Consider the following 24,987-nt stretch of genomic DNA (forward strand, 5'->3'; position numbering starts at 1 on the left):
AAAAAATTTGTATGACAAAAATAGGATTTAATTTCACAATAATAAAATTAAGAGCTAATAAGAAGTGGATCAAGATCTTTTAATTTTTCATAATTTTTGCATTTATAAATGCTGATATTTTATTTTGATTGAAAATATTTTACTTTTTATTTAAAAATAACTTTTTTGTATTGTTATTTTTACTAAATTTCGCCATAAATGTAATCAAAATGGTAATAAATTTATTTTCTAGAGTGGTGCCAGCCATCGCTCTCTTCTCTGCCAGTGTAATGATGGCTCAAAATTATCAAACTTTACCCGTTTCGTCGGGCTTTACAGCTGATGTAATCGCAAATGGTATAGGTTCTTCAACAGTTTCTACCAATAATGATGTAGATGGAGTTTCTTATGCTTTTGTAGCTAAAGATTTTCAGCTGACATCTACAAGCGCTGCTATTACGTATGGTATTCCTGTCGATGGAGTAATTAATTCTGTAGTGGCAACCACTCCAGGATTGAGTTTTCAGCTGGCAAGTCTGAATGCAAACAACTCGTTAAGACTAGCTGCAGTCAATGATGTAGGAACTTTAGCGTTTACAACACCAAAAGCCGTTACTAAATTGTATATGCTTGCCGTAAGCGGAAGTGGTACTTCTACGGTAAATGTCGTGGTAAACTTTACAGATGGAAGTTCTCAGACATTTTCAGGCATCAGTTTAGCAGACTGGTATGGAGGAAGTAATTTTGCTATTCAAGGCATCGGAAGAATTAAGAAACCTGGTGCAACTCCTGCCAGTGGTGATGATGTTCCTTCTCCTGAGGGCGGAACAAATCCAAGATTATATCAAAGTGAACTGGTTATAGACGCAGCCAACCAGGCAAAACCTATACAAAGTGTAACAATAACCAAAGCAAGTGGTTCCGGGTTACCGAATATTTTTGCTTTTTCAGCAGATGCTTATTCAGACTGTGCTCCTCCTGTATTGCAGGCGGTTTCAGGGATAACAGCTAATTCTGCTTTAGTTTCATGGACGGGTAATGCTGCCAGCTATGATGTATATCACAGTACTTCAAACACAACACCTGCAGCTTCAGTAACTCCTACTTATCCGGGAGTGGCGGGTACAAGCACAACAATAGGAAGTCTTACTTCCAATACAACCTATTATTATTGGGTAAGATCTAACTGTAATACGGCAACCAGTCAGAGCGTTTGGTCTTTCGTCGGATCATTTAAAACAGCCTGTTCCACCTTCACTGTGCCATATACAGAAAACTTTGATACAACAAGTGTTGGTACTTCAACAAATACGAATGCACCAAGCTGCTGGGCATATCTGGAAAGTGCATCATTTGCCGGTTACGGATACGTAGCTGCATCCAATAGTTATTCTGCACCTAATTCTTATTATCTGAATAATTCAAGTGGTACTACAGGAAGCCAAATGTTGGTAGCTCCTCCAACTGTAAACCTTTCAGATGGTACTAAGCGTATAAGATTTTATGCAAAAGCCGGAGGAAGTGGCTATACATTATTAGTAGGTACTTTATCAAATCCTACGGATCCAGCTTCTTTTACACAAATTGGGTCTCCTATTAGTTTAACGACTACGCATACACAATATACTGTTAATATTCCTGCCGGTTCTGATTTGCAGTTAGCATTCAAACATGGTTTAGGCGGTTCTTCCCGTTCTATTTATATTGATAATATTACGGTTCAGAATATTCCTTCTTGTATTGAGCCCACTGCAGTTACAGCTTCAAACGTGACAATGAACACAGCAACAATTGGTTGGACAGCCCCAGCTTCAGTTCCGGCAAACGGATACGAAGTATACTACAGTTCAACCAATACAGCACCTGATGCTTCTACAGTATTAAATGCTACGAACTCTGTAGCTTCTGCTACAACTTCTGCACCATTGAGCTCATTAACGACAGATACCAATTATTATGTATGGGTAAGGTCTGTGTGCAGTGGTACTGACAAAAGTATCTGGAGTGAATTGACTTCGTTAAGAACAGGTTATTGTCTGCCTTCATCTACGGGACAGGCTTCATGGCTTTCTGCTTTCAGTTCTACTGGTGGACTTATAGATATGGCTTATTCATCAGGTTCTAGCGTAACCGGAGGATATCAGAACCTTACAGCAACCAATAACAGAATCACAAATGCTCCGGGAGCGAGTACTTCGGTATCTTTCACAGCCGGAGGTCCTACGTGCGGAATTGCGGTTTGGGTAGACTGGAATAATAATTTAACTTTTGAAGCTTCAGAAAAAATGTTTGTTACTTCCGGTTATATAACAAACACTTCAGGAACGATTACTGCACCTGCGGGAACACCAATAGGAAATTACAGAATGAGAGTGGTAACGGATTATAATAGTACAGCGCCTTCAAATGCCTGTGCTGCTATTTCAAGAGGTGAATTCATTGATTTTATATTTGAAGTCGCTACTTCTTTATCAACTTCAGAGACAAGTTTGAAGAAAAAAGAAATCAGTGTATATCCAAACCCTTTCAAAGATGTTCTTCATATTGCTGATATCAAAGATGTAAAATCTGTAACCGTTACCGATGTAGCAGGAAGAGTAGTGAAAACTATTGATAATCCAACTACGGAACTTCAGTTAGCTGAATTGAATGCTGGTTTATACTTAGTGACAATGAACTTTAAAGATGGTTCAAAATCAACAGTAAAAGCCATTAAAAAATAAAATTTTTTGAGTTAATAATTTCTGTAGGCAGTTGCATTCGTGTAGCTGCCTTTTTTATGATCAAATTAAATAATAACTGGAAAAATTATTATTCGAAAATGTTGATAAAATTATTATAAATTTGCTGCGAAAACTATGACACTATGAATAAACTTAAACTCTTTTTTTTAATATCATTATTTTATTCCGAATTTTCACAGGCGCAGAGAATTGATAAAGAAACCATCAGTTTTCAACTTTTAAAAGAACCGGTTTTTCCTACGGAACTTTCCAACAGAAATTATAAAGTTACGGTACAATCTCCTTATAATATCACTAAAGATGATGTGGTAAGACTGTCAAAAGAAGACTATCAAAAAAAGGTGGATAACTATCAGACGAATGTGGAAAATGCCAAGTACGAACACGGAGAAAGATTAAAAGACTATGATGCTGAGGTGAAAAAACTTCAGGAAAAATATAAACTGGAATCTGCAGAGTACAGCAAATTATCGGCTGTTGAAAAAATAGCTGCCACCAATGGAGCTCCTACATTGAGATTACCTTCAAGACCAATTCTTAATATTCCTCCAACGCCGGTTTACCAACAGCCAGATTTGAGAGATGCTCTTATTGTGGATAATAAAATCCTGGCTTCTCAAATTGATGTAATTGGTTTTTCAAAAGGCGGAAATTATCTTGATATTGTCATTGAAATGGAAAGAACGAATTTTCAGGACAATCAGGGAAAAACATTCGCCAATCAGCCAACAAGAATTGTAGCAAAACAGGGCGGAACAGTAAAACTGGATAAGACTTATTTTTCCGATTTTGCTGAAATAGCAAGTGTTCCCACCAATGAAATTAACCTGAATGCTCAGGAAAAGAGATATCTGCAGAGAACAATAGACCGTACAAGGAATATTATTAATGAAAACTTCGGTTATCAAACCATCAATTCTACAGTGGTATTAGCAACTGTAAAAAATAAAGGGGAATATGATGATCTGGAGAAAGCTTACATCTACGTTACAACCAACTTGAAAAAACTTCAGGCCAAATCAGACTACGCACCGAATAAAGTAGCCATGGAAAATATGCAGAAAGGAATTGATCTTTGGAAGAGTGCTTTGACAAAAGTAAATTATAACGACAAAAAAGCGCTTTACAATCAAAAAATCGGGGAATACCTTTATTTTAACCTGATCAGATTAAATATCGCTTTAGGCAACTACCAGGAAGCTGAGAAATATTTAAATGAATTGCAGGAACATCTGGTAGATATCAAATTATCTTACGATGCTAATCTTGAACTGAAAAGATTAGAAGAAAAAATTTATAATAACTAAAGAAAACGATATGATTAAACAGATTATTGCTTCGGCATTAATTACCGCTTCTGTGTACTCTTTTGCACAGACGAAAGTGACTGAAGGAACAAAATTCACGGTGGATGCCAATCTTGAAACCGATGATAAACTGGTATTGGCAGATGATTACAATTCTTATATGTTCAGTGCCATTAATATTGACGGGCTGATGAGAAATGTTTTTCCTCACAAGAAACTACTGATGAGAAAACTGGATCAGAACGGAAGCCTTGTAGATACCTATGTAAAAGATTATGCCAATAAAACAAACGGTGTTCTTCACAATTATCTTGGATCACAGCAGATAGATGATGATAAATTCATTGCATTTACCGAAGAGTATTTCGGAAAAGAAAACAGAAAAGAAGTTTTTCAGCATGTTTTCAGTAGAAAGGAAGGTACTTTTACCACAAAAAGTATTGCAAAATACAGCATTGAATCTACCAACAGATCAGGAACAACGTATGTTCTTTTCTCAGAAAACGGGAAATATGCAGCGATCTTTAATGATAGATTTGCCAACAAAAAAACAGAGAATATAAATGATGTTCTGGTATTGGACCTGAGAACACTGACTCCGGTTTGGAACAAAGAAATTACATTGAGCAATGATTATGTTGAAAAATCTTTGACATTAACCAACTCAGCAAAAATTGTTGTATTGCGTAAAGCTTCAGGATGGAAAGAGTCTTATAAACTGGAACTGGTTTCTAATACAGAAGATAAAGACCTTCCGTTCGATGATAAATATATTCCTGAAAAATTATACGCGTTCAGTAAAAACGACAATGATTATCTGGTAACTTTTGGAAGAAAAAATGCTGCGGTTACGATTGGAGCAAGTACTTTCGGGACAGTAATGTTCTATGACATGAAATCCGGAAAAGCAGTGATCAGCAATACCAACTTAGCGGGAAGCAAAGATATGAACGATGTAAAGGTGATCAAAACCATTGTGAAAGAGGATGAAACTTTAATGGCTGTTCAGCAGGAAACTGTGACAAGACCAATGCCTACCGCAATGAACCGTTTTCCCGATCCTGTTTATTCACTGGATGCCGGGATGTTGATCAAGTTTGGTAAAGAAGGAGATGTAAAACAATTTGTTGCAGCAGGAACTTCTACAGGAAAAAGAATCAATATCGTTGAAGCGGGGGACAAGCTTTATATTTCTGCATTCTATCCTAAAGGAGCGTTTGGAAATACAGGATTTTCTATGAAAGTTTTTGATTTTGCCAATCTGAAACCTCAGGAAGTAAGTCTAGATTATAAAGGAAGAAACTTTTTCCAGAACTATGGTTTTGCAGATGGAAATATGATTCAGTACGTTCCGAATGTGAATAAAATGATGTTCCTTCAAAAGAGCAGCAAAGATGTTCAGATGTTCAATGTATACAATTTTATAAAATAATCGTATTTTAGAAAAAAATACAATATGCAGATTCAGTCAGTTTCCATAGAAGATTATATCTCCAAGATTCCTGAAGAAAGACAGGAAGCTTTCAAAAAACTTTACGATACGGTGAACGATAACCTTCCAAAAGGTTTTGAAGATGCTGCTAATTACGGAATGATAGGTTGGGTAGTTCCTTTGGAAACATATCCTGCCGGATATCACTGTGCACCGGGAACACCTCTTCCATTTATCAATGTGGCTTCTCAGAAGAATTTTATAGCATTGTATCATATGGGGCTGTATTCCACACCGGAACTTTTGGACTGGTTTGTAGCGGAATATCCTAAACATTCCAAAAAGAAACTGGATATGGGAAAATCCTGTGTCCGGTTCAAAAAAGTAGAAGATATTCCTTTTGAACTGATCGCCGAACTCAGTAAAAAAATGACTGCAGACGACTGGATCAAAATTTATGAATCGCAGTATAAGAGATAAAAAAAGCTCCGAAATCTATCTGATTTCGGAGCTTTTTTATGCTGGGAGCTGGAGGCTTGAAGCTGGAAGTTATATTTGTTTTTAAAATTAATATGAGACAGGAAGTTGGAAGTTGGAAGTTGGAAGCTGGATGCTGGAAGTAATATTTGTTTTTTAAAGCTACCGATTGTCATTCCTTGATGAAAATTCCAAGTGTTAATTAAATGGCGGGTATTTATTCATCGGCTTCCATAAACCTCCCTCTCCCAGCATCCATCTTCCAGCTAAAAACGAATATCCCAGATCCCCACTTTACGCTCAAGCTCAATCAAAGCAGCAGCATTATCTGCAAGCGCCTGATAATAATCTTTTCGTACATTGTTATAGGTTCTCTGGGCATTCAGAACTTCAAGGATAGAGCTTTCTCCTCTTTTGTAGCTGTAGGTAATTCCTACCAAAATGCTTTGTGCTTCTGAAAGCATTCCGTTATGGAATTGTTTGAGCTGCTTCTGGGTTGCCGTATATTGCTGATAAGCCTGCATTACTTCGGCCTTTATGCCTTGTTCGATCTGTTTATATTCAACTTCTGCCTGAGAGTGGGTCATTTCAGCGATTTTCAATCCTGCATTTCTTCTGTTGGAAAATTTTATGGGAATGCTAATGCCCATTTTTACAGCATTTACAGTTGGGGAAGGCGCAATTTCGTTGGTAGCCTCGGTATGCCGTTCTGCACCGGCACTGATGCCAAGATCTATGACACGATTGGCTTTTTCAAGGTTGATCTGACTTTTTGTAACCTCCGTATTTTGTTTGGCTGCCAATAAATCTGCTCTTTCATTCAAAGCCTGAAGAATCAGATCATCAATGCTGAAATCTCGGTTGAAGGTGTTAAAATCTCCGGAAACATCTCTCCCTGTTATTTTATTATCTCCAAGAAATACAGACAAACTGGTGAGAGCCTGTTCTTCTGCACTTTCAGCCTGATATACTTCATTAAGCAGAGAAGCAGCTTCAAGCTTACTCTGTTTCGAAGTGACTAATGTTATAGTTCCTAATTTATAGCGAATACTGTCAGATTTTGCCAGTTGCTGCATGTTTTTATAAGAATCCTGCTGTACTTCATGTAAAGCTTTGGATTTTAAAGCCTCAATATATCCTAAACTGGCATCCGCACGGAGATTTCTGAAAAAATCCTGCAATTGTATTTTGCTCAGTTCGGACTGGTTTCTGGCGAGATTAACTCTGGCTTTTCTTTTTCCACCCAATTCAAGTGTCCAGCCAATGGAGGCTCCGTAGACATACCCCATATTCTGCTTCACTCCGTTATTGGTGGTTTCCATTTCCAGTTGGGGATCAGGAAACATATTAGCCGTCTGGATTGCGGCTTCGGCCATACTTACATTATATTTCTGAGAAGCATAGCCCAGATTTTTATTTCCGACAAGGCTCAGGTATTCTTCAAATGGTAAAAGCTCTTTTTCCTGTGCTTTTATCTCTGTAATGCTGAATAATATTACAGATAATATGATAATTTGAACTTTAATTTTCATTTGATTCTAAATTTTGTTTTTCGCTTCGGCGTTCAGCCATAAAATAAATAGCCGGCAGCACGAATAGGGTTAAAATAGTAGAGAACATCAGCCCGTACACAATGACTGTTGCCAGTGGACGTTGTACATCAGAACCGATCCCTGTGGCCAATGATGCAGGAAAAAGCCCGATTACGGCAACTGTTGCGGTCATCAGTACTGGTCTGAAACGGTCTTTTGCGCCTTTGATGGCTGCCTGTTTCAGTTCGTATCCTTTCTTACGCAGATCGTTGATGTGGGAAATCATAATGACTCCGTTCTGGATAGCAACTCCAAAGAGGGCAATGAATCCTACCGCTGAAGAGACATTCAAAGACATTCCTCTTATATTGAGTGCCAGCATTCCGCCAAATAACGCCAGTGGAACAATAGACATCAGAACCAAAGCCTGTCTGAAATCTCCAAATGCACCATATAACAAAAGAAACATGATCGCTAATGCCAACGGAACAATAAATGCCAATCTGGAATATGCTCTGTTTTGATTTTCAAATTGTCCACCCCATTTGATTTGGTATTTTTCATGATCGTATTTGATATCCTTTTCAATTTTATCCTGTGCATTTTTTAGGAAAGAAGAAAGGTCAGTTCCTCTTAAATTCAGTTTTACCGTAAGATGTCGTTTATTCATTTCTCGGGTAATGGTGCTTTCTCCGGTACTCAGTTTCACTTCTGCTACCTGTGATAAAGGGATTTTTGCTCCGGAAGCTGAGGTCAGCATCAGGTTTCCTATTTTATCAGGAGTATCCCGGCTGTCTTCTGTATAACGGCATGAAATGTCATATACTTTATTGCCAATGAAGATCTGGGAAATAGCTTTTCCACCTAATGCAACTTCAATAAGGTCGGCTACATCGGCTACATTCAAACCATATTGAGCAATCTTATCTCTGTTGGCAATAATCTGCAGTTGAGGTAATGGTGGTTCCTGATCAATGGCTAGGTCTGCCGAACCCGGAATTTTGTTTAAAGTAGACAATACATTTTCTGCAATTCGCCTGGTTTCTTTGAAATCTTCTCCGTAAACCTTTACCACCAGTTCACTGTGAGCTCCGGAGATTTTATCCATCACTCCGTCAATCATCGGCTGTGAGAAACCTACGGTAAATCCTGGCATATCTTTATAATCTGCTGCCAGTTCTTTGATGAGGTCTGCTTTTGTTTTTCCGGCTGGCCATTCGCTGTAAGGTTTTATCCCGACAGAGACTTCAAAATGGGAAGCTGTCCATGGATCGGTACCATCATCGTTACGTCCTGCCTGAACCATCATATACGTAATTTCAGGATGTTTTAAGGTGCGGGCACGTAAGGTATCGCTCATTTCTTTTGATTTGGCTAAAGAAATTCCGGGAGGCAGCTGTACCTGAAGCCATATGGAACCTTCATCAAGCTCCGGAAGGAAGTCTTTTCCTACATGATAGGAGAGAACTCCGGCCGAAACTAAGACAATCATAATGGGGATGATTACTCTTTTGGGTGTCTGCATTATTTTTTCAATGCTTTTTCCATAGGCTGTGCTTAGTTTTTCCAGCCATTTATTGTGATATATTTTCTGTGGTTTACGATAGATCACATAAGCCAATCCGGGGATCAGAAGCAATGCTACAGCAAGTGCTCCCAATAGTGCATATCCTACTGTAAAAGCCATGGGGGTAAATAATTTTTTCTCCACTCTTTCAAAAGCAAATAAGGGAAGATAGGCGGTAATGATAATGATGGTTGAAAAGAAAATAGGTTTTGCTACTTCAATCACTCTTTGGGTAATGGTCTTTTCTTCCAGTGTTTCTTCTGAGTTTTCTTCTCTTTTCTTCAAAATGGTTTCCAGCATGACGATGGCTCCGTCTACAATAATCCCAAAATCTATGGCTCCCAGTGAAAGGAGATTGGCCGGAATATTAGTAAAATGCATTAATATAAAAGCAAACAATAATGAAAGCGGAATGGTAATTGCTACCAGCAACGCTCCGCGCCAGCTTCCAAGAAATATAATTAGTACGATAATAACCAAAACAATTCCTTCAGTCAGGGTATGAGAAACTGTGGTCAGTGTTGTTTTAACAAGGTCTGTTCTATCCAGAAAAGGATGGATTTTTACTCCGGGAGGAAGTGTTTCGTTATTCAGTTCTTCGATTGCTTCATGTACACCTTCCAGTACTTGTGAAGGATTTTGTCCTCTTAATAAAAGTACAATTCCTTCCACACTCTCAGAATAATTTCGTTTTTTGTCTGTGTAGCCGAGAATTCCTTTTCTTTCAAGGTTTCCGTATTTCAGTGTTCCTACATCATTAAGAAAAACAGGAACACCATTTTGTGTTTTTACCACAATTTTTCCAAGATCATCCAAGTCTTTTACCAAACCTATTCCACGGATTACATACGCAAGGTTTCCGCGGGGAAGCATACTTCCTCCGGCACTCACATTGTTTTTGGAGATGGTTTCGGTAACTTCTGACAGAGATAATCCATACTGTTCAAGCTTATGCGGATCCAGCTCAATTTGAAACTGAGTGGTAATTCCCCCGAAATTGGTAACATCAGCAATTCCTGAAACCTGTTTGATACGGGGAATGATGACGAATTTCTGTAAATCTGTCAATTCCCGCAGACTATGGTTGTTACTTTCGATAATATAACGGTACACTTCGCCGATAGGAGAGGTGAGAGGATCTAATCCTGGTTGTGCACCATAAGGAAGCTCTACCTCTGTCAGTCTTTCCTGAATACGCTGCCGTGCCCAGTAATCATCTATCCCATCATCAAATACCATGGTGATGATGGAAAGTCCGAAGGTACTTTTGCTTCGCATGACATGCATTCCCGGAAGTCCGTTCAGAGATCTTTCCAAAGGGATTGTGATTTGCTGTTCCACTTCTTCGGCAGCAAGTCCCGGAACCTGTGTTACGACTTGTGAGGTTACATCGGCAATATCAGGATAAGCCTCTATGGATAATCTGGTCCAGGAATAATACCCGAAGAATCCCAGTAAAAGGAAGAGGGCAAGCATAAGCCATCTTTTCTGTATAGAGATTGTTAGTAATTTCTTCATAGTTTTTCTTTTACATTATTTCGCATCCAGCATATAAATTCCCCCTTCAGTCATGATGGTTTCTCCGGGTTGTAAGCCTGATGTGATTCTTACTGTTTTCTGATCTGTTTCTCCTGTTGTCACAGAGCGTTTTGTATATTGACTCTTACCGGTTTTCACCCATACATACTGGGAATTGTCCTGCTGCATTAAAGCGGTTACGGGAATCATCACTGTTTTTTCAGGAGTTGTTGAAAAGCTGACTGTAGCATACATGCCCGGTTTTAATTTTCTGTCCGGATTGTCACATTCAATAAGAACTTTTATGCTTCGGGTATCTTCGTCTACAATTTCATTGATGTGATAAACTTTCCCGGTAATATTCCTGTCGGGATAAGCACTTACTTTTACAGAAACCTGATCTCCGGTGTTGACAAAGCGGATGTCTTTTTCTTTTACATCACCGGAAATCCAGACTTTTGATAATTCTGCGATAATCATTACCGGATCGGCATCTCCCTTCAGATATTGGCCGTTTACAATTTTGTTGGAAATAATTTCCCCGTTAATGGGAGCTCTTACCACAAGAGGACTTCCGATGCCTCCGCCTTTGCTGTTATACACCTTCAAAGCGGAAGAAGCATTGGAAAGAGATGTTTTTTTATTTTTAAAATCAGTTTCTGCTTCGTCCAGCTCCTTTTGAATACCTACTCCATGTTTTACGAGATCCTGCTGGCGTCTGTAATTTTTTTCTGCAAGCTGTACATCATTCAATGCATCTGTGTAATCCTTTTGAACCGAAAAATAATCTGAAGAAAGGATTTCAAAAAGAGGACTTCCGGCCGAAACATTTTGTCCAAGCTGAATAAACGATTGGGTAATTCTTCCGGAAAAAGGACTGGCAATTTCTGCATAATGATTGGGAATTGCCTGAATTGTTCCCGCTGAAACCACACCATCACTATGTTCCTGTTCGGTAACGATCTGTGTTTTAATTTTTTTGAAAACAGGATTGTTTTCCGGAATTGTGACCTGATCGTTTTTGATGAGGAGATCCTGATCCTGCGGGGTTTCACTTTTTGGATTTTTACAAGAGGTAACAAATGTCAAAAGTACCATTGTTAAGACTGTTTTTCTCATATAAGTTATTTATAACCATTATTTTATTGATAGATCTGTAGGCTATGATTTTTTTATTAAAGCCACTGCCCGAATTTTCTGATAAACCATTGCTTGACAAACTGGGTTAATACACAATATCCTGTAAGAATTCCTATTAAATAAGGGAAATAACTTAGAGGCAAGGGCTGCATTTTCAGATACAAAGCCATTGGAGTGAAGGGAATCAGAATTCCGATCAGCATGATTAAACTTGTTAATGCAACAACTGGTGTGGCTGCCCAGCTTTGGATAAATGGAATTTTTTTCGTTCTGATAATATGAACAATCAAAGTCTGGGATAATAAACCTTCCACAAACCAGCCTGTCTGAAACAATCCTTGTTGTTCCGGTGTATTGGCTTTGAAGATAAAAAACAGTACTGCAAAAGTTACATAATCGAAGATGGAGCTCAAAGGACCTATATACAGCATGAATTTTTTGATGCTTCCGGCGTCCCATTTTTTGGGTTTCTCCAGAAAATCTTTATCCATTGTATCCCATGGGATGGAAGACTGTGATACATCATATAGTAAATTCTGTGTCAGAATCTGCAACGGAAGCATAGGCAGAAAAGGAAGCAAAGCACTGGCACCGATCATACTGAACATATTTCCAAAGTTGCTGCTGGCCGTCATTTTGATATACTTTACAATATTCCCGAAAGTTCTTCTTCCGTAGATTACGCCGCTTCGAAGCACCATCAGATCTTTTTCCAGCAAAATGATATCCGCACTTTCCTTGGCAATGTCTGCTCCGGTATCCACAGAAATTCCGACATCTGCTTCCTTGATGGCTGCCGCATCATTGATTCCGTCTCCCATAAAACCAACGGTGTGGCCTTTCGATCTTAATATTTTTACAATACGTTGTTTCTGTAGCGGACTTACTTTGGCAAAAACAGAGTAGAGATCCATATCCTTGCGAAGTTCATCATCACTCATATGCTCCAGTTCATCACCCAGCATAATGGTGTTGATAGGAATTCCTACATCATGGCATATTTTTTTAGCAACAATATCATTATCTCCGGTTACCACTTTTACTTCTACTCCCAGCTTGTGTAAAGCTTTGATGCTTGGCTCTGCAGAGGGTTTTGCCGGATCAAGGAACCCCATAAATCCTGTAAGGGTAAGGCTATTTTCATCTGCAACAGAATAATTCAGTGGATGATCACCGTCAAATTCACGGATGGCAATCAATAATACACGTTGTCCTTCAGCATTCAGTTTTTCGGACATTCTGATAATTTTCTGCTTCATAACATCATCCAGCGGAACACTATTGTCATTCTCGATATGCAGACTGTGATCTTCTCCCGGATCTAAGGCATATTGGCATAAAGGAAGCATTTCTTCTACTGCACCTTTGCAGATCATCAGATGCTTTCCTGTAGATGTATTCAATACAACAGACATTCTTCTTCGTTCGAAATCAAAGGGAATTTCGTCTACCTTTTGGTACATCTCATCGGCTCTCATCAGGTTATGAACTTCAGCATGATCCAGAACAGCCTGATCCAACAGATTTTTGAGCCCGGTTTGGTGGAAACTGTTGAGATAACCCCATTTCAAGACTTCATCATCTTCAATTCCACGAACGTTGAGGTGGGTTTCCAGTACAATTTTGTCCAGCGTAAGCGTTCCTGTTTTATCAGTACACAGGATATCCATAGCTCCAATATTCTGGATGGCATTTAATCTTTTAACGATTACTTTCTTTTTGCTCATATTGACAGCACCTTTGGCAAGATTGGCTGTAACGATCATAGGAAGCATTTCCGGAGTCAGTCCCACAGCTACAGCAATGGCAAATAATAAAGCCTGCATCCAGTCTCCTTTTACCAATCCATTGATCAGGAAAATAATAGGAGTCATGATCAGCATAAATCTGATCAGCAGATAGCTCACTTTATTCACTCCTATATCAAAAGTAGTTTCAGGTCTTTTAGTAGCGAGGCTTCTGCTGATGCTGCCGAAATAAGTAAATATTCCTGTATTGGCTACCACGACTATTGCTGATCCGCTTACCACATTGGTACCCATAAAGCAGATATTCTGAAGACTGAGAGGATTGCGATCTTTGGCATCTTTAATGGGGAGTGCATTTTTCTCAACCGGAAGGGCTTCTCCCGTCAGGATGGATTCACTGATGAAAAGATCTTTGCTCTTAAGAATTCTGCAGTCGGCCGGAACCATATCTCCTGCGGACAGAATAATAATATCTCCGGGAACAATTTCAGTGATTTCTATTTCTTTGCTTTCATTAAATTTTCTTTTGGTGAGACAGCTCGTCTTTACCATTTTTTTTAAGGCTTCTGCAGCTTTATTGCTTCGGAATTCCTGAATGAATCTTAAAACCGTACTAAAGAGCAGCATCACCGAAATAATAATACTGGTGCTAAAGTCCTTTTCACTTGGAGGCACAAGAATAGCATCAATGAATAATGAAATTGTGGCAATGCAGGCCAGGATATAATTAAATGGATTAAAGAAAGAATGAGCAAACTGTTTTACCCATGAGGGTGCTTTTTGAGTGGCAATTTCATTCTTACCATAGATTTTCAAACGGTCTTTTACCGTGTTTTCGCTGAGTCCTTCTTCTGAGGTTTCCAGTAGAGCATAAATCATTTTTTCGTTCTCAACTGCAGCTTCTTTCAATTTTACAAGAGCTGCGGAATTGAGATTTTTGTTTGAAGATTTTTTTAACATCGCTTCAATGGTTGTTTTTAATGTTACAAATCGTTTTCCGTGCCTATAATTTCCCAACTTACTTTGATGACTTTATCTTCAATCGTTAATCTGCTGGCTGTTTTTTCCATGAAACTGTCCTGTGGAGTAGAAGCGTGGACTTCTGCTGTAATGATGGCGTTTTCAGGCAAACCGTTGTCATCGCTGGTTAGGGATTTCAGTAATACTTTATCATTTCCGCTCAGAGACTGCATTAGCTGTACCCGGACGTGATTTTCCACTTCACTTTTGCATTTGATGCTGAGAAGGTATTCTGTATAATGATTTCTGCTGTTGATATTATTGCCCAGTTTTACCCCTAGAGGACGGAGAATGATATGCGTGAGAATAATAAATCCGCTGGTAATGGCTGCTTCAATAGGAAATCCCATGGCGCTGAGTGCTCCTACAGAGGCCGAACACCAGATAGTAGCCGCTGTATTGAGTCCTCTCACGGTAAGACCATCTTTCATGATAACGCCTCCACCTAAAAAACCGATCCCGCTTACAATATAAGAGGCTATCCTGCCTGTAGCATCCCCTCCAATTCTGATAGAAAGAAGAACGAATGCTGCAGAACCAAGGCATACCAGGGTATTGGTACGGAGTCCTGCACTTTTCTGGCGCCATTGTCTTTCAAAACCAATGCTGGCACCAAGGGCAAATGCGGTAAGGAGACGAAGGGTAAATTCTAATGTAGTCATAACTTTTCCTGTTTTTATAAAGCTTTTCAGCTGTACGGGAAAAGTGAGTACAACTAAAGCTTTTAAGATTGATAATTACTGTAAGGATCAGAGTCCATATGCTTTATTTTTTACTGTGCAAAAGTAAAACTGTCAGTTTTTTTTTACCGTTAGAAAAGCTTTAGAATGTTATTAGAAAATCATTAGAGAAAATCTGAGCGAAAAAATTATATGGAATCTGTACCCATTGCAGACGATAAAATTTCAATACATTTGGAGCGGATAATTTTAAATAATATATCTCACAATTTGTCATGTGAGATAAGAGATTATTTAATCCCGGAAACTTCTTTCCAAAAATTTTTGAACTATATATTTTAGAAATGAAAAAATCAAACTTAGCAATACTAGCTACGCTTTTAGCGATTATCTGTGTACAGGGAGGAGCTTCCATTGCAAAGCAGCTTTTTCCCGCGATTGGAGCCATTGGTACGGTTACTTTAAGAATTGTACTTTCTGCTGTTTTGCTTACTTTGATTAACCGTCCGAAATTTTTGCAATTTAACAGACAAAAGTGGCAGTATTGTGCGATGTACGGAATAGGGCTGGCTGCTATGAATCTTATTTTCTATATGGCGATTCAAAGGATTCCTTTGGGACTTGCCGTTACTGTAGAATTTGCAGGACCATTGTTTCTTGCTCTGGCTTTATCCCGTAAACTGTTAGATGTAGTATGGGCATTATTGGCTTGTGTGGGAATTTTACTGATTGTTCCGTGGCAGAATGATCATGTGGATTTAGTAGGGCTTGGACTTGCCTTTCTGGCAGGGATGTTCTGGGCTGTTTATATCATAATGGGAGGAAAGGTTTCTAAAATAATGGATGGAAAAGATGCTGTTACCACAGGAATGATATTTGCCAGTCTTGTGATCATTCCTTTTACAATATGGGATGGTGCTGTTTTTAATCTTACCCCAACTATTTTTGTAAAAGGGCTTGGTGTGGCTATTCTTTCAAGTGCTTTGCCTTTTTCATTGGAAATGATGGCCTTGAAAAAACTTCCTGCAAAGACATTCAGCATTCTGATGAGTCTGGAACCTGCATTTGCAGCGCTTTCCGGATTGGTTTTTCTTGCTGAAGAATTATCTTTTTTACAGTGGATTTCTATTGCCTGTGTAATTGCGGCCAGTATTGGGACAACCGTTTTCAATAAGAAATCTCTTTCTCATGATTGATAAAAATTTTTAAAACATTAAGCTAATTAAGGTCAAGATTCATATAAATATGAATGAAGCTTTTTTGATACGTTAACTGATCATAAACTCAACTGTAAAAGTAGTCTTGTTATCTTCTGAAACAACTTTGACTTTTGCATTGTGGAGCATAATAATTTTCTCAGTGAGAAATAATCCAATTCCGTGACCTTTTTCCTGTTTTGAAGTTTCGCTTCTGTAAAATGGCTCGAAAATATGTTGCAAATCTTCTTTATGAATGCTGTTTCCGGTATTGGTAAAACTTATTGTAAGAATTCTTGAATTAGCTTGCACGTCGATGAGGCAAGTATGTTCCGGTGAGTATTTACAGGCATTGTCAATAAGATTGTTGAAAGCCACCTGAAGAAGATATTCATTGCCTTGAATGATAAGTTGATGCTCTTCTAAGGAATCTTCTATATTCAGAGAAACTTTGTATCCTGAATTTTCTTTGATGATCTTAGTGTAAGATTCCAGAAGAACTTCATCAAGGCGGACTTCCGAAAAACTGATTTCATTAGGATCATAGCTTGCTTTGGCAAGATCCATTAAACTATTCGACAATTTTACCATATTTCGGGCATCATCCAGTGCATATTGGATGGTTTCCTGATATTCTTCTTTGGTTTTATCTTTTTCAGAAGCCAGTTCCAGCTCAGTAATGATAGCCGATAAAGGAGTTCTCAGCTCGTGTGAAATATTAGATACAAAATGTTTTTGCGAATCAAAAGAATTTTCAAGTCGCTCCAGCATTCCATTGAAATTTTGGGCAAGTTCATTCAGTTCGTCTTTTTCTTTTGTTGTTTTCAAACGCAATTGTAGTTTCCCTGCAGTAATTTTTTTTATCTGTATGACCATTTCACTCAGTGGGCTCAATGCTTTTTTGGAAAGAAATATCCCCGCCAGATAAATTAAAATCAGGATGATAAAAAAAGAGATAATGCTGATGGTCAGAAGGTGGGTAAGATAATCGTATCCGTATTTATCGTAAGCTGCAGCGGTTACAGCATATGTTTTTCCTTCATAATGATACACCATTCCGATCACCTGCAAATCTTTCAGAAAGAAATTAATCTTCTTTTTCTCGAATATCTGAGAAAGCATTTCCGGAGTTTCCTTTACATAATCTACCTTGGCATCATCGTGATAAATCAGTTGTTTATTGACATCATAAATGGCGACCTGAACTTCATTAAGAGTTCTGGTATTGTTTTTATAAAGCTTATGCATTTCCTGTTCGGGAAGTGAGCTTCGGAAAAATAAGTCAGCTTTGGCGATTGCTTCGTTCTGAAGTTCGCTGTAAAAAGATTTTTCTCTGGCTTCTTTGGATGAATAATAGATCGAAATACTGTAAACGCTTAAAAGCATTGCAGTGATTAAGGTAAAAAGCAGCGTAAGTCTGGTTCTTATTTTCATCCGGATATTTTTAGTTCATCTTAATGATTACTATACCGTGCCTGATTCGTAGTCTTTTTTCAGAATAAATCCCATACCGGCTTTGGTGTGGATCAGTTTGGTTTCAAAATCTTTATCTATTTTTTTTCGGAGATAATTAATATAAACATCAATAAAATTGGTACCTGTATCGAAATGAGTTTCCCATACTTTCTCAGCAATTTCACTTCTGGAAAGAACTCTTTCAGAATTTTCCAGCATGAATTTTAAGAGATTGAATTCTTTTGGTGTTAATTTGATGGGCATTTTATCACGGCTTACGATTTTCTGTTCCAGATTCATTTCAATGCCTTCATATTTGAGAACAAAAACTTTTTGCTGTCGCTGTTGTGAAAAACGTTTTAGAAGTACTTTGATTCTTGCTACGAGTTCCCGCATTTCAAAAGGTTTGGTCAGATAATCATCAGCTCCGGCATCAAATCCTTCCAGTTTATCATCAGTAGTTCCCAATGCAGTAAGCATAATGACAGGAAGATTAGGTTTTAACCCTTTGATTTCGTTACAGAATTCCAGACCGTTTTTTTTAGGAAGGACAATATCTGTCACCACCAGATCATAATGATTCTGCAAAGCTAGTTTCAAACCTGTGTTTCCGTCATAAGCCACAGTAACCTCAAATTCAGCTTCCTGAAATCCTTTTGCAATCAGTTTTGAAAGTCTGTCGTCGTCTTCAACTAATAAAATATGTGGCATAAGAATGTTGGAAATGTTTGGGTTGGTGTGAAGAATAGATCAATATTCCCACAAATGTAATAAATTCTATTTTGTAATTTTGGCACTGAAAGTATAATAGAATGTCTGAATTTAAAATATTTTTTAGCAAAAGAATCAAAGAGATTGCAGTTATAGGGATTTTATCCTTTTTAATAGTTTTATTGGTTCAATGTAGTCACGCTTGTCCAAGCAATCTAAAACTCAAAAATGGAGATCTTCTTTTTGTTACTGCCAAGGAATCCGGGCTTTCCGGAGCAATCAATAATGTAACTCAAAAACAAAAGGCAGCGTCATTTGATCATATAGGAATTTTGGAACAAGATGGGAACAGAATGTTTGTTCTACATGCTGCTCCTAAAGGCGGTTCCCAAAAGCAGGATTTGAATGATTTTATTAAAGATCAGAAAAAAGAAGGGCAGGAGGTGATCATTTATCGATTAAAATCGGAATATCAGAAAGCAATTCCTGATGCTGTTAAAAAGGCGAATTCGATGTTGGGGAAACCTTATAATTTCAATTATATTTTGGATGAACACTCATATTACTGTTCTGATTTTGTGGAGAGAGCTTTTCGGGCGGAAAATATTTTCAAATTGGAGCCGATGACGTTTATAGATCCAAAGACAGGAAAAACGAATACATTCTGGGAAGAATTTTACCACAAAAAAAATCTCAAAGTCCCTGAAGGAGAGCCGGGTTGTAACCCAAACGGACTTGCTGGTTCTGATAAACTTGAAAGAGTAGGGAATTTTTAAAATATTGCAAGAAGCTGAACAAGCTTCTTTTTTTAGGTTAAATTTTTAAAAATATTAGTCTACTAATTTGGTGGACTAATATTTTTTTATATTTTTGTGACAGATTTAAATGCAGAGCGCACTATGATCTGACAATGTTTAACCAAAAAATGTTTAGCAATGATTACACCTAATCCCGGCCTGCAGGTTTTGCAAAATAAAATAAGCCTGCCTAAAAAAGAATTATTACTGGAAATAGAGTTGAATGGCAAAATGAAATTTGAACATTTGATGAATACCATCTATAATCAATTAGGCATCTGTCATAGAGTGTTATCTGCTAATGTAGAATATGTAAATGGATACAGTTTTGGTTCAGTACAGTTATATATTAATGTCAATTCAGAAGATTTCCATCAGCTTGAGATCTATCTGAATAAAAATAAACTTATCAATACGACGGTAGAATATACCTGCAGAAGCTATTTTTAAGTGAGATTCATATAGTTTTAATTACTCAAAGTGTCCGGTTATTTTACCGGGCACTTTTTATTTTTTGTACTAAAACAGATAAAAAGATCAATCGTTAACCGGGACAAAATTCCCCTCCTCTGGAGGGGTGGCAAAAATTCAAAGAATTTTTGACGGGGTGGTAAAAAAATAACACAGAGGTAAACAAAAAAGCGTTCAGAATATTCTGAACGCTTTTTAATAAAATTATTGACTTATTCCTTTTATTAATACCCGAGATTAATAATTAACAAAGGATTTCTTATTGATAACCCTTCGACAGGCTCAGGGTGACAGCTCGAATACCAACTGAATTTTTAGGCGTTGTCAGGCTGAGCCTGTCGAAGCTATTATTAAAAGGATTAGGTCAATAAATAATTTTAAATTCTTTCGATGTCTGCACCGATTGCTTTCAGCCTTCCATCAATATTTTCATATCCTCTGTCGATCTGCTCGATATTGTGGATAATAGATTTTCCTTCTGCAGAAAGTGCGGCAATAAGAAGTGCATTTCCAGCTCTGATATCTGGGGAAACCATAGTTGTTCCTCTTAAAGGAGCTTCCTGGTTCAATCCGATTACTGTAGCTCTGTGCGGATCACATAAAATGATCTGAGCCCCCATATCGATTAATTTATCTACAAAGAATAACCTGGATTCAAACATTTTCTGATGAACAAGAATACTTCCTTTTGCCTGAGTAGCTACCACTAGGATAATAGATAATAAGTCCGGTGTAAATCCTGGCCATGGCGCATCCGAAATAGTCAGGATAGAACCATCAATAAATTTCTGGATTTTATAATGTTCCTGAGCCGGAATGTAGATATCATCACCGCTTTGCTCAAGCTCAATTCCTAATTTTCTGAATGTATTTGGGATCACACCAAGCTGGTTCCAGTTTACATTTTTAATGGTGATTTCAGATTTTGTCATGGCTGCAAGACCAATCCATGATCCGATTTCTACCATATCCGGAAGCATCGTGTGCTCTGTTCCTCTAAGGTAGTCAACCCCTTCAATGGTAAGAAGGTTGGACCCGATCCCTGAGATATTAGCTCCCATTCTGTTCAGCATTTTGCATAATTGCTGAAGATAAGGTTCGCAGGCAGCGTTGTAGATTCTTGTTTTTCCTTTTGCCAGAGCTGCTGCCATTACAATATTAGCCGTTCCGGTAACAGAAGCTTCTTCCAATAAAATGAATTTTCCTCTTAATTCTTTAGCTTTTAAAGAATAGAAATATTCCTCTTCATCATAATTGAATTCAGCACCTAATTCTACAAGTCCCTGGAAGTGGGTGTCTAATCTTCTTCTTCCGATTTTATCACCTCCCGGAGTTGGCATATAAGCTTCTCCGTAACGGGCAAGCATCGGGCCCATCAGCATAATGGATCCACGTAATTTTGCTCCGTCTTTTTTGAACTCGTTAGATTTAATATAATCAAAATTAACCTGATCTGCCTTGAAAGTATAATCTCCTTGTCCGTTTTTAGTAATTTTTACTCCAAAATCCCCAAGAATTTCAATCAGTCTATTGACATCATGGATATCCGGAATATTTTTTATTCTTACTTCTTCGTCAGTCAGGAGAACCGCACATAAAATTTGTAGAGCCTCATTCTTGGCTCCTTGTGGAGTTATTTCACCCTGCAGTTTTTTTCCTCCTCTTATTTGAAATGTTCCACTCATTATTTTCTGTTTTTATGATTGTTATTATGCCTTCTCTTATTAGGCTGGTTATTATTATTTTTATTGTTATTATTCCTGTTGTTGTTATTGTTATTATTTCGGTTGTTATTATTGCTGGTGTAATAGATTTTACTTTTCTCAAGAGAATCAATTCCAGTAAGATCCAACCTGTTTTCAGACAGTTCTTTCAGGTGGCGGAAAATTACATCATCCGTCACATGTTCTTTATTATAGACATTGTAAGATTTCTTCATATTGTTGGCAATCACTTCGATAAGGGCTTCTTTTTCGTCACCCATTTCCAGTTCTATTGCTTTTTCTATCAATTGAAGAATACTTTTTCCGTAAAACTTAAAGTCACCCTGAAGTTTTGGATATTCCATTCTTTTAGGTTTTTCTGCTAGTTGTTCCATGGTCGGGAACGGATAAGGTGAGTCTACATCCAGATCATGATTAGCAAGAATATAAAGATGGTCCCAAAGTTTATGTTTATAATTTTCCTCGTCGCGAAGTTGTGGGTTTCTCTGACCCATAAAATCGATGATTGCCATAGCCATTTCGTTCCTTTCCTCTTTGGTAGGAAGTTCTTTGCAGCGCTCAACCAACTGTTGTATAATTCTGCCATATTCCGGCATATGAAGCTGAGTTTTTTGGGTATTGTATTCCATAGTATGCAAATATATGCATTAAAAGAAAAATGACTTCGAGAATCTTAAAAATTTATGATTTTTTAATGAAATATTTAAATGCCTTTCTTCTTGATTTTTTGTGGAAAATTAAATTATTTCCCGTTGGTTTGAATTTGTTTTCAATAAAATTGTATATTGTTTAATAGAATGATAATTAATTATTACGATGAAAAAAACTAACTTTTTCCTTTCACTACTGGCTTTAGCATTAGTAAGCTCATGCCGTACTAGTGATGAATTAATCACTGAACCCTCCAAGCAGGAAGAGGTTCATAACAAAACAGTCAATGTAACCCACCATGACGGGCGGCCTTTCAGTACCGGAAATGAATCCGGATCTATGCAGGGTAAATTTGTATCCGGTCCTGGAGGTGGAGTTCTGATGCAGGGCTTTTACTGGGATGTTCCGGACGGGGGCAACTGGTGGAATACTGTTAAAGATAAGCTGACAGCATGGTCTGATGCCGGAATTGGTGCCGTATGGTTACCTCCCGCTTCAAAAGCGCAGAATGGAGCCTATTCTATGGGGTATGATCCTACTGACTATTATGATTTTGGAGATTTTAACCAAAATGGAAGTGTAGAAACCCGTTTCGGATCCAGAACCGAACTGGAAGCTTTGATTACAAAAGCACATACTGAAAATATGCAGGTATATGCAGATATTGTGATCAATCATAATAGTGGTGGACAATCTGAAGCCAATCCTTTTACCGGGACGAATACATGGACTGATTTCTCAGGAGTAGCATCCGGGAAATTTCAGAGAAATTACAATGATTTTTACAAAAATGCTTACGGAAATAATGACGAAGGAGCTTTTGGTGGTTTTCCGGATCTGTCTCATGCTAACCCTCATGTGCAAGACTGGCTTTGGGGAAGGGATGATTCTGTGGCAAAGTATTATAAGAATGTGATGAAATTTGATGGCTGGAGGTTTGATTACGTTAAAGGTTTTGGTCCCTGGGTAGTCAATACCTGGAATTCTAAGGTAGGAGGATTTTCTGTAGGAGAGTTATGGGATTCCAATGTCAATACATTGGAGTGGTGGGCAAATAATGCCAACAGTTCCGTATTTGATTTTGCCGCTTATTATAAAATGGACGAAGCTTTTGATAACGGAAACTTAAACGCTTTGAATGATGATATGATGTGGAAAAGAAATCCGTACAAAGCCGTTACTTTTGTAGCCAATCATGATACTGATATTATTTACAATAAAATGCCGGCATATGCCTATATATTAACCCATGAAGGCTATCCAACCATTTTTTACAGAGACTATGAAGAATGGCTGAATAAGGAAAGACTAAACAATCTGATCTGGATTCACAACAATAAAGCTACCGGAACAACCTCTATCCTGTATACCGATAATGATGAATATATTGCAAGACGTAACGGTTATAACGGTAATCCAGGGCTTGTTGTATACATCAACACCTCCTCAAACTGGCAGGAAAGATGGATAGAAACCAACTGGAGCAGCCAGCAGATCAAAGATTTTACAGGAAATTCAAGCTGGTATCCAACCACTCAGGGTGATAAATGGGTGAAAATCCAATGCCCGCCGAATTCTTATTCTGTATGGTCGCTGAATTTATAAGTAATGAGCAATGGGTAATGAATGATAATTGATGAATGATAATTGATTAAGCTGGTAAGAGACTGTTCTTCAGTTTAACTTCCATTAAACATTAAACATTAAACATTAAACATTAAACATTAAACATTAAACATTAAATATTAAACAAAAACAACCATACATCTTATTTGTCATTCCGTAGGAAACTCTTACGGAATGATATTTTTTATAAGTTAAATGAAACGGTGTAAGAATAATTACACCTGGATAAATTTTTTCTTCTGATGCTGATCCGGTAGATAACATTTTTGATTGGCCAGTTTCATTCTGTTTCTGGAAATGATATCATACACTTTGTCACTTAAAAATGAAGGCAGGATTTTCCCAACAAAGGAAAGTTTATAAACTCCTCCCAATAAGTTGGCGATTTCCAATACTGCCCTTGATTTGATCTGATAATAGCGTCCCGGTTTCCACAGATACATGGTATTAAATACATTTGTTTCCAGGCCTCTTTGAGATAAAAACTGCTGTCCAAAGTCAGACTGAAGAGAAGCAAACATGAATTGGTCTTTCTTATCCTTCTCCAAAATCCATTGCACCCAGAAATTACAAACTCCGCAATCTCCATCAAAAAAAACAATATGTTTATTTTCCCAGCTTTCCATGACTTTATTTATTAAACATGATTCCTCTTTCAGTATCTTCTTTTACTTTTTTGAAATATTGAACAAGATCTGCACGCTGTTCATCAGACAATTTGGCGTCTTGGTGTCCTAAATAATAAGACTCAAGCGGCATTTCTTTCTTCTCAACCATTTCTATACATTCTTCCAGTTTATGAATCTGTCTTTGAGGTTCATATACTGCAAAGGTAGAAAAATTAAGATGTTTTCTGCCTTCATCAATATGATTTTTTACCCACCACGCAGTAGGGGAGATATTGGCATACCATGGATACTTTGTTTCATTGGAATGGCAATCATAACATGAAGTTTTCAGGGTACGGGCAATTTTCTCCGGAGTATTTTTTATCTTCAGAAAATCCATGCCGGGTGTAGGTGGTGGATTCGTTTTATCGATCGGAAAAAACTGGATGATGATAAATGCAACAAGAATGATAACAATTATTTTTTTCATAGCAGGTGTTTCATATTTGATACATATAAAGGTAGTTAATTTATTTTTAGTGAGATAAAGCAGGAAGCTGGGTGAGGGAGGCTGGAAGTTCTTGAAATAATGATTTTCTTAAAT

Annotated in this window: 19 protein-coding genes; 8 read left to right on the top strand and 11 right to left on the bottom strand. The window is 37.7% G+C overall.

Features of this window, described 5'->3' with window-relative positions:
- The first annotated feature begins 209 nt into the window (after positions 1-209).
- The 4 genes from ACM6F9_RS03205 to ACM6F9_RS03220 all read left to right on the top strand — a co-directional run bounded on the left by ACM6F9_RS03205 (position 210) and on the right by ACM6F9_RS03220 (position 5,942).
- Positions 210-2,702 carry a GEVED domain-containing protein gene (locus ACM6F9_RS03205; RefSeq protein WP_414844376.1) on the top strand — a complete coding sequence of 831 codons (2,493 nt, stop codon included), beginning with the start codon at positions 210-212 and terminating at the stop codon, positions 2,700-2,702.
- Positions 2,703-2,845: 143 nt separating this feature from the next.
- A complete protein-coding gene (locus tag ACM6F9_RS03210; RefSeq protein ID WP_414844377.1) occupies positions 2,846-4,030 on the top strand; it encodes a hypothetical protein in 1,185 nt (394 codons plus the stop codon).
- Positions 4,031-4,040: 10 nt separating this feature from the next.
- A complete protein-coding gene (locus ACM6F9_RS03215; protein WP_414844378.1) occupies positions 4,041-5,462 on the top strand; it encodes a hypothetical protein in 1,422 nt (473 codons plus the stop codon).
- Between the two features lie 24 nt (positions 5,463-5,486).
- Complete coding sequence (locus ACM6F9_RS03220; RefSeq protein WP_414844379.1) at positions 5,487-5,942, top strand: DUF1801 domain-containing protein; 456 nt, start codon at positions 5,487-5,489, stop codon at positions 5,940-5,942.
- Positions 5,943-6,205: 263 nt separating this feature from the next.
- On the opposite strand, the gene ACM6F9_RS03225 is transcribed toward ACM6F9_RS03220, so the two are convergent.
- From ACM6F9_RS03225 to ACM6F9_RS03245, 5 genes are read right to left on the bottom strand one after another with little or no spacing between them, the layout of a single operon-like run.
- Positions 6,206-7,471, bottom strand: coding sequence for a TolC family protein (locus ACM6F9_RS03225; protein ID WP_414844380.1), 1,266 nt, complete (start codon positions 7,469-7,471; stop codon positions 6,206-6,208).
- A complete protein-coding gene (locus ACM6F9_RS03230) occupies positions 7,461-10,556 on the bottom strand; it encodes an efflux RND transporter permease subunit (protein ID WP_414844381.1) in 3,096 nt (1,031 codons plus the stop codon). The genes ACM6F9_RS03225 and ACM6F9_RS03230 overlap by 11 nt, the downstream gene beginning before the upstream one ends.
- Positions 10,557-10,571: 15 nt before the next feature.
- Positions 10,572-11,675, bottom strand: coding sequence for an efflux RND transporter periplasmic adaptor subunit (locus tag ACM6F9_RS03235; RefSeq protein WP_414844382.1), 1,104 nt, complete (start codon positions 11,673-11,675; stop codon positions 10,572-10,574).
- 56 nt (positions 11,676-11,731) lie between these two features.
- Positions 11,732-14,404 carry a magnesium-translocating P-type ATPase gene (mgtA, locus tag ACM6F9_RS03240; RefSeq protein ID WP_414844383.1) on the bottom strand — a complete coding sequence of 891 codons (2,673 nt, stop codon included), beginning with the start codon at positions 14,402-14,404 and terminating at the stop codon, positions 11,732-11,734.
- A 23-nt stretch (positions 14,405-14,427) separates the two neighbouring features.
- Positions 14,428-15,126: an MgtC/SapB family protein gene (locus ACM6F9_RS03245; RefSeq protein WP_414844384.1), complete on the bottom strand. Its 699-nt coding sequence runs from the start codon at positions 15,124-15,126 to the stop codon at positions 14,428-14,430.
- 362 nt (positions 15,127-15,488) lie between these two features.
- On the opposite strand from ACM6F9_RS03245, the gene ACM6F9_RS03250 reads away from it, so the two are divergent.
- Positions 15,489-16,340 carry an EamA family transporter gene (locus ACM6F9_RS03250; protein WP_414844385.1) on the top strand — a complete coding sequence of 284 codons (852 nt, stop codon included), beginning with the start codon at positions 15,489-15,491 and terminating at the stop codon, positions 16,338-16,340.
- Between the two features lie 72 nt (positions 16,341-16,412).
- Here ACM6F9_RS03250 and ACM6F9_RS03255 read toward each other — a convergent pair whose 3' ends face one another.
- Both ACM6F9_RS03255 and ACM6F9_RS03260 read right to left on the bottom strand, forming a co-directional pair.
- On the bottom strand, positions 16,413-17,774 hold the full coding sequence (locus ACM6F9_RS03255) for an ATP-binding protein (protein ID WP_414844386.1): 1,362 nt from the start codon (positions 17,772-17,774) through the stop codon (positions 16,413-16,415).
- Between the two features lie 30 nt (positions 17,775-17,804).
- The gene (locus ACM6F9_RS03260) at positions 17,805-18,506 is read right to left on the bottom strand and encodes a response regulator transcription factor (RefSeq protein WP_414844387.1); all 702 of its coding nucleotides are present in this window, start codon (positions 18,504-18,506) and stop codon (positions 17,805-17,807) included.
- A gap of 101 nt (positions 18,507-18,607) precedes the next feature.
- On the opposite strand from ACM6F9_RS03260, the gene ACM6F9_RS03265 reads away from it, so the two are divergent.
- Positions 18,608-19,282, top strand: coding sequence for a YiiX/YebB-like N1pC/P60 family cysteine hydrolase (locus ACM6F9_RS03265; RefSeq protein WP_414844388.1), 675 nt, complete (start codon positions 18,608-18,610; stop codon positions 19,280-19,282).
- 159 nt (positions 19,283-19,441) lie between these two features.
- On the top strand, positions 19,442-19,753 hold the full coding sequence (locus ACM6F9_RS03270; protein WP_414844389.1) for an NIL domain-containing protein: 312 nt from the start codon (positions 19,442-19,444) through the stop codon (positions 19,751-19,753).
- Between the two features lie 398 nt (positions 19,754-20,151).
- Here the strand turns inward: ACM6F9_RS03270 and murA are convergent, their stop codons facing one another.
- Together murA and ACM6F9_RS03280 are read right to left on the bottom strand one after the other, a co-directional pair.
- The gene (gene murA, locus ACM6F9_RS03275) at positions 20,152-21,459 is read right to left on the bottom strand and encodes a UDP-N-acetylglucosamine 1-carboxyvinyltransferase (RefSeq protein ID WP_414844390.1); all 1,308 of its coding nucleotides are present in this window, start codon (positions 21,457-21,459) and stop codon (positions 20,152-20,154) included.
- Positions 21,459-22,127 carry a DUF4290 domain-containing protein gene (locus ACM6F9_RS03280; RefSeq protein ID WP_414844391.1) on the bottom strand — a complete coding sequence of 223 codons (669 nt, stop codon included), beginning with the start codon at positions 22,125-22,127 and terminating at the stop codon, positions 21,459-21,461. Before ACM6F9_RS03280 ends, murA begins: the two co-directional genes overlap by 1 nt.
- A gap of 187 nt (positions 22,128-22,314) precedes the next feature.
- Between ACM6F9_RS03280 and ACM6F9_RS03285 the strand changes: the two genes are divergently transcribed.
- The gene (locus ACM6F9_RS03285; RefSeq protein ID WP_414844392.1) at positions 22,315-23,754 is read left to right on the top strand and encodes an alpha-amylase; all 1,440 of its coding nucleotides are present in this window, start codon (positions 22,315-22,317) and stop codon (positions 23,752-23,754) included.
- A gap of 236 nt (positions 23,755-23,990) precedes the next feature.
- Here ACM6F9_RS03285 and ACM6F9_RS03290 read toward each other — a convergent pair whose 3' ends face one another.
- Together ACM6F9_RS03290 and ACM6F9_RS03295 are read right to left on the bottom strand one after the other, a co-directional pair.
- Positions 23,991-24,401: a thiol-disulfide oxidoreductase DCC family protein gene (locus ACM6F9_RS03290; RefSeq protein WP_414844393.1), complete on the bottom strand. Its 411-nt coding sequence runs from the start codon at positions 24,399-24,401 to the stop codon at positions 23,991-23,993.
- A gap of 4 nt (positions 24,402-24,405) precedes the next feature.
- A complete protein-coding gene (locus ACM6F9_RS03295; protein WP_414844394.1) occupies positions 24,406-24,873 on the bottom strand; it encodes a heme-binding domain-containing protein in 468 nt (155 codons plus the stop codon).
- Positions 24,874-24,987: the final 114 nt, after the last annotated feature.

It is taken from the genome of Chryseobacterium sp. IT-36CA2, assembly GCF_949767875.1.
Classification (GTDB): Bacteria; Bacteroidota; Bacteroidia; order Flavobacteriales; family Weeksellaceae; genus Chryseobacterium.

Excerpts from the sequence above, each read along its gene's own strand:
- ACM6F9_RS03260 (WP_414844387.1), bottom strand. The coding sequence starts at position 18,506 with ATGCCACATATTTTATTAGTTGAAGACGACGACAGACTTTCAAAACTG.
- ACM6F9_RS03210 (WP_414844377.1), top strand. The coding sequence starts at position 2,846 with ATGAATAAACTTAAACTCTTTTTTTTAATATCATTATTTTATTCCGAA.
- ACM6F9_RS03255 (WP_414844386.1), bottom strand. The coding sequence starts at position 17,774 with ATGAAAATAAGAACCAGACTTACGCTGCTTTTTACCTTAATCACTGCA.
- ACM6F9_RS03220 (WP_414844379.1), top strand. The coding sequence starts at position 5,487 with ATGCAGATTCAGTCAGTTTCCATAGAAGATTATATCTCCAAGATTCCT.
- ACM6F9_RS03280 (WP_414844391.1), bottom strand. The coding sequence starts at position 22,127 with ATGGAATACAATACCCAAAAAACTCAGCTTCATATGCCGGAATATGGC.
- ACM6F9_RS03285 (WP_414844392.1), top strand. The coding sequence starts at position 22,315 with ATGAAAAAAACTAACTTTTTCCTTTCACTACTGGCTTTAGCATTAGTA.
- ACM6F9_RS03290 (WP_414844393.1), bottom strand. The coding sequence starts at position 24,401 with ATGGAAAGCTGGGAAAATAAACATATTGTTTTTTTTGATGGAGATTGC.
- ACM6F9_RS03235 (WP_414844382.1), bottom strand. The coding sequence starts at position 11,675 with ATGAGAAAAACAGTCTTAACAATGGTACTTTTGACATTTGTTACCTCT.
- ACM6F9_RS03245 (WP_414844384.1), bottom strand. The coding sequence starts at position 15,126 with ATGACTACATTAGAATTTACCCTTCGTCTCCTTACCGCATTTGCCCTT.
- ACM6F9_RS03295 (WP_414844394.1), bottom strand. The coding sequence starts at position 24,873 with ATGAAAAAAATAATTGTTATCATTCTTGTTGCATTTATCATCATCCAG.
- ACM6F9_RS03250 (WP_414844385.1), top strand. The coding sequence starts at position 15,489 with ATGAAAAAATCAAACTTAGCAATACTAGCTACGCTTTTAGCGATTATC.
- ACM6F9_RS03270 (WP_414844389.1), top strand. The coding sequence starts at position 19,442 with ATGATTACACCTAATCCCGGCCTGCAGGTTTTGCAAAATAAAATAAGC.
- ACM6F9_RS03205 (WP_414844376.1), top strand. The coding sequence starts at position 210 with ATGGTAATAAATTTATTTTCTAGAGTGGTGCCAGCCATCGCTCTCTTC.
- ACM6F9_RS03265 (WP_414844388.1), top strand. The coding sequence starts at position 18,608 with ATGTCTGAATTTAAAATATTTTTTAGCAAAAGAATCAAAGAGATTGCA.
- ACM6F9_RS03225 (WP_414844380.1), bottom strand. The coding sequence starts at position 7,471 with ATGAAAATTAAAGTTCAAATTATCATATTATCTGTAATATTATTCAGC.
- ACM6F9_RS03230 (WP_414844381.1), bottom strand. The coding sequence starts at position 10,556 with ATGAAGAAATTACTAACAATCTCTATACAGAAAAGATGGCTTATGCTT.
- murA (WP_414844390.1), bottom strand. The coding sequence starts at position 21,459 with ATGAGTGGAACATTTCAAATAAGAGGAGGAAAAAAACTGCAGGGTGAA.
- mgtA (WP_414844383.1), bottom strand. The coding sequence starts at position 14,404 with ATGTTAAAAAAATCTTCAAACAAAAATCTCAATTCCGCAGCTCTTGTA.
- ACM6F9_RS03215 (WP_414844378.1), top strand. The coding sequence starts at position 4,041 with ATGATTAAACAGATTATTGCTTCGGCATTAATTACCGCTTCTGTGTAC.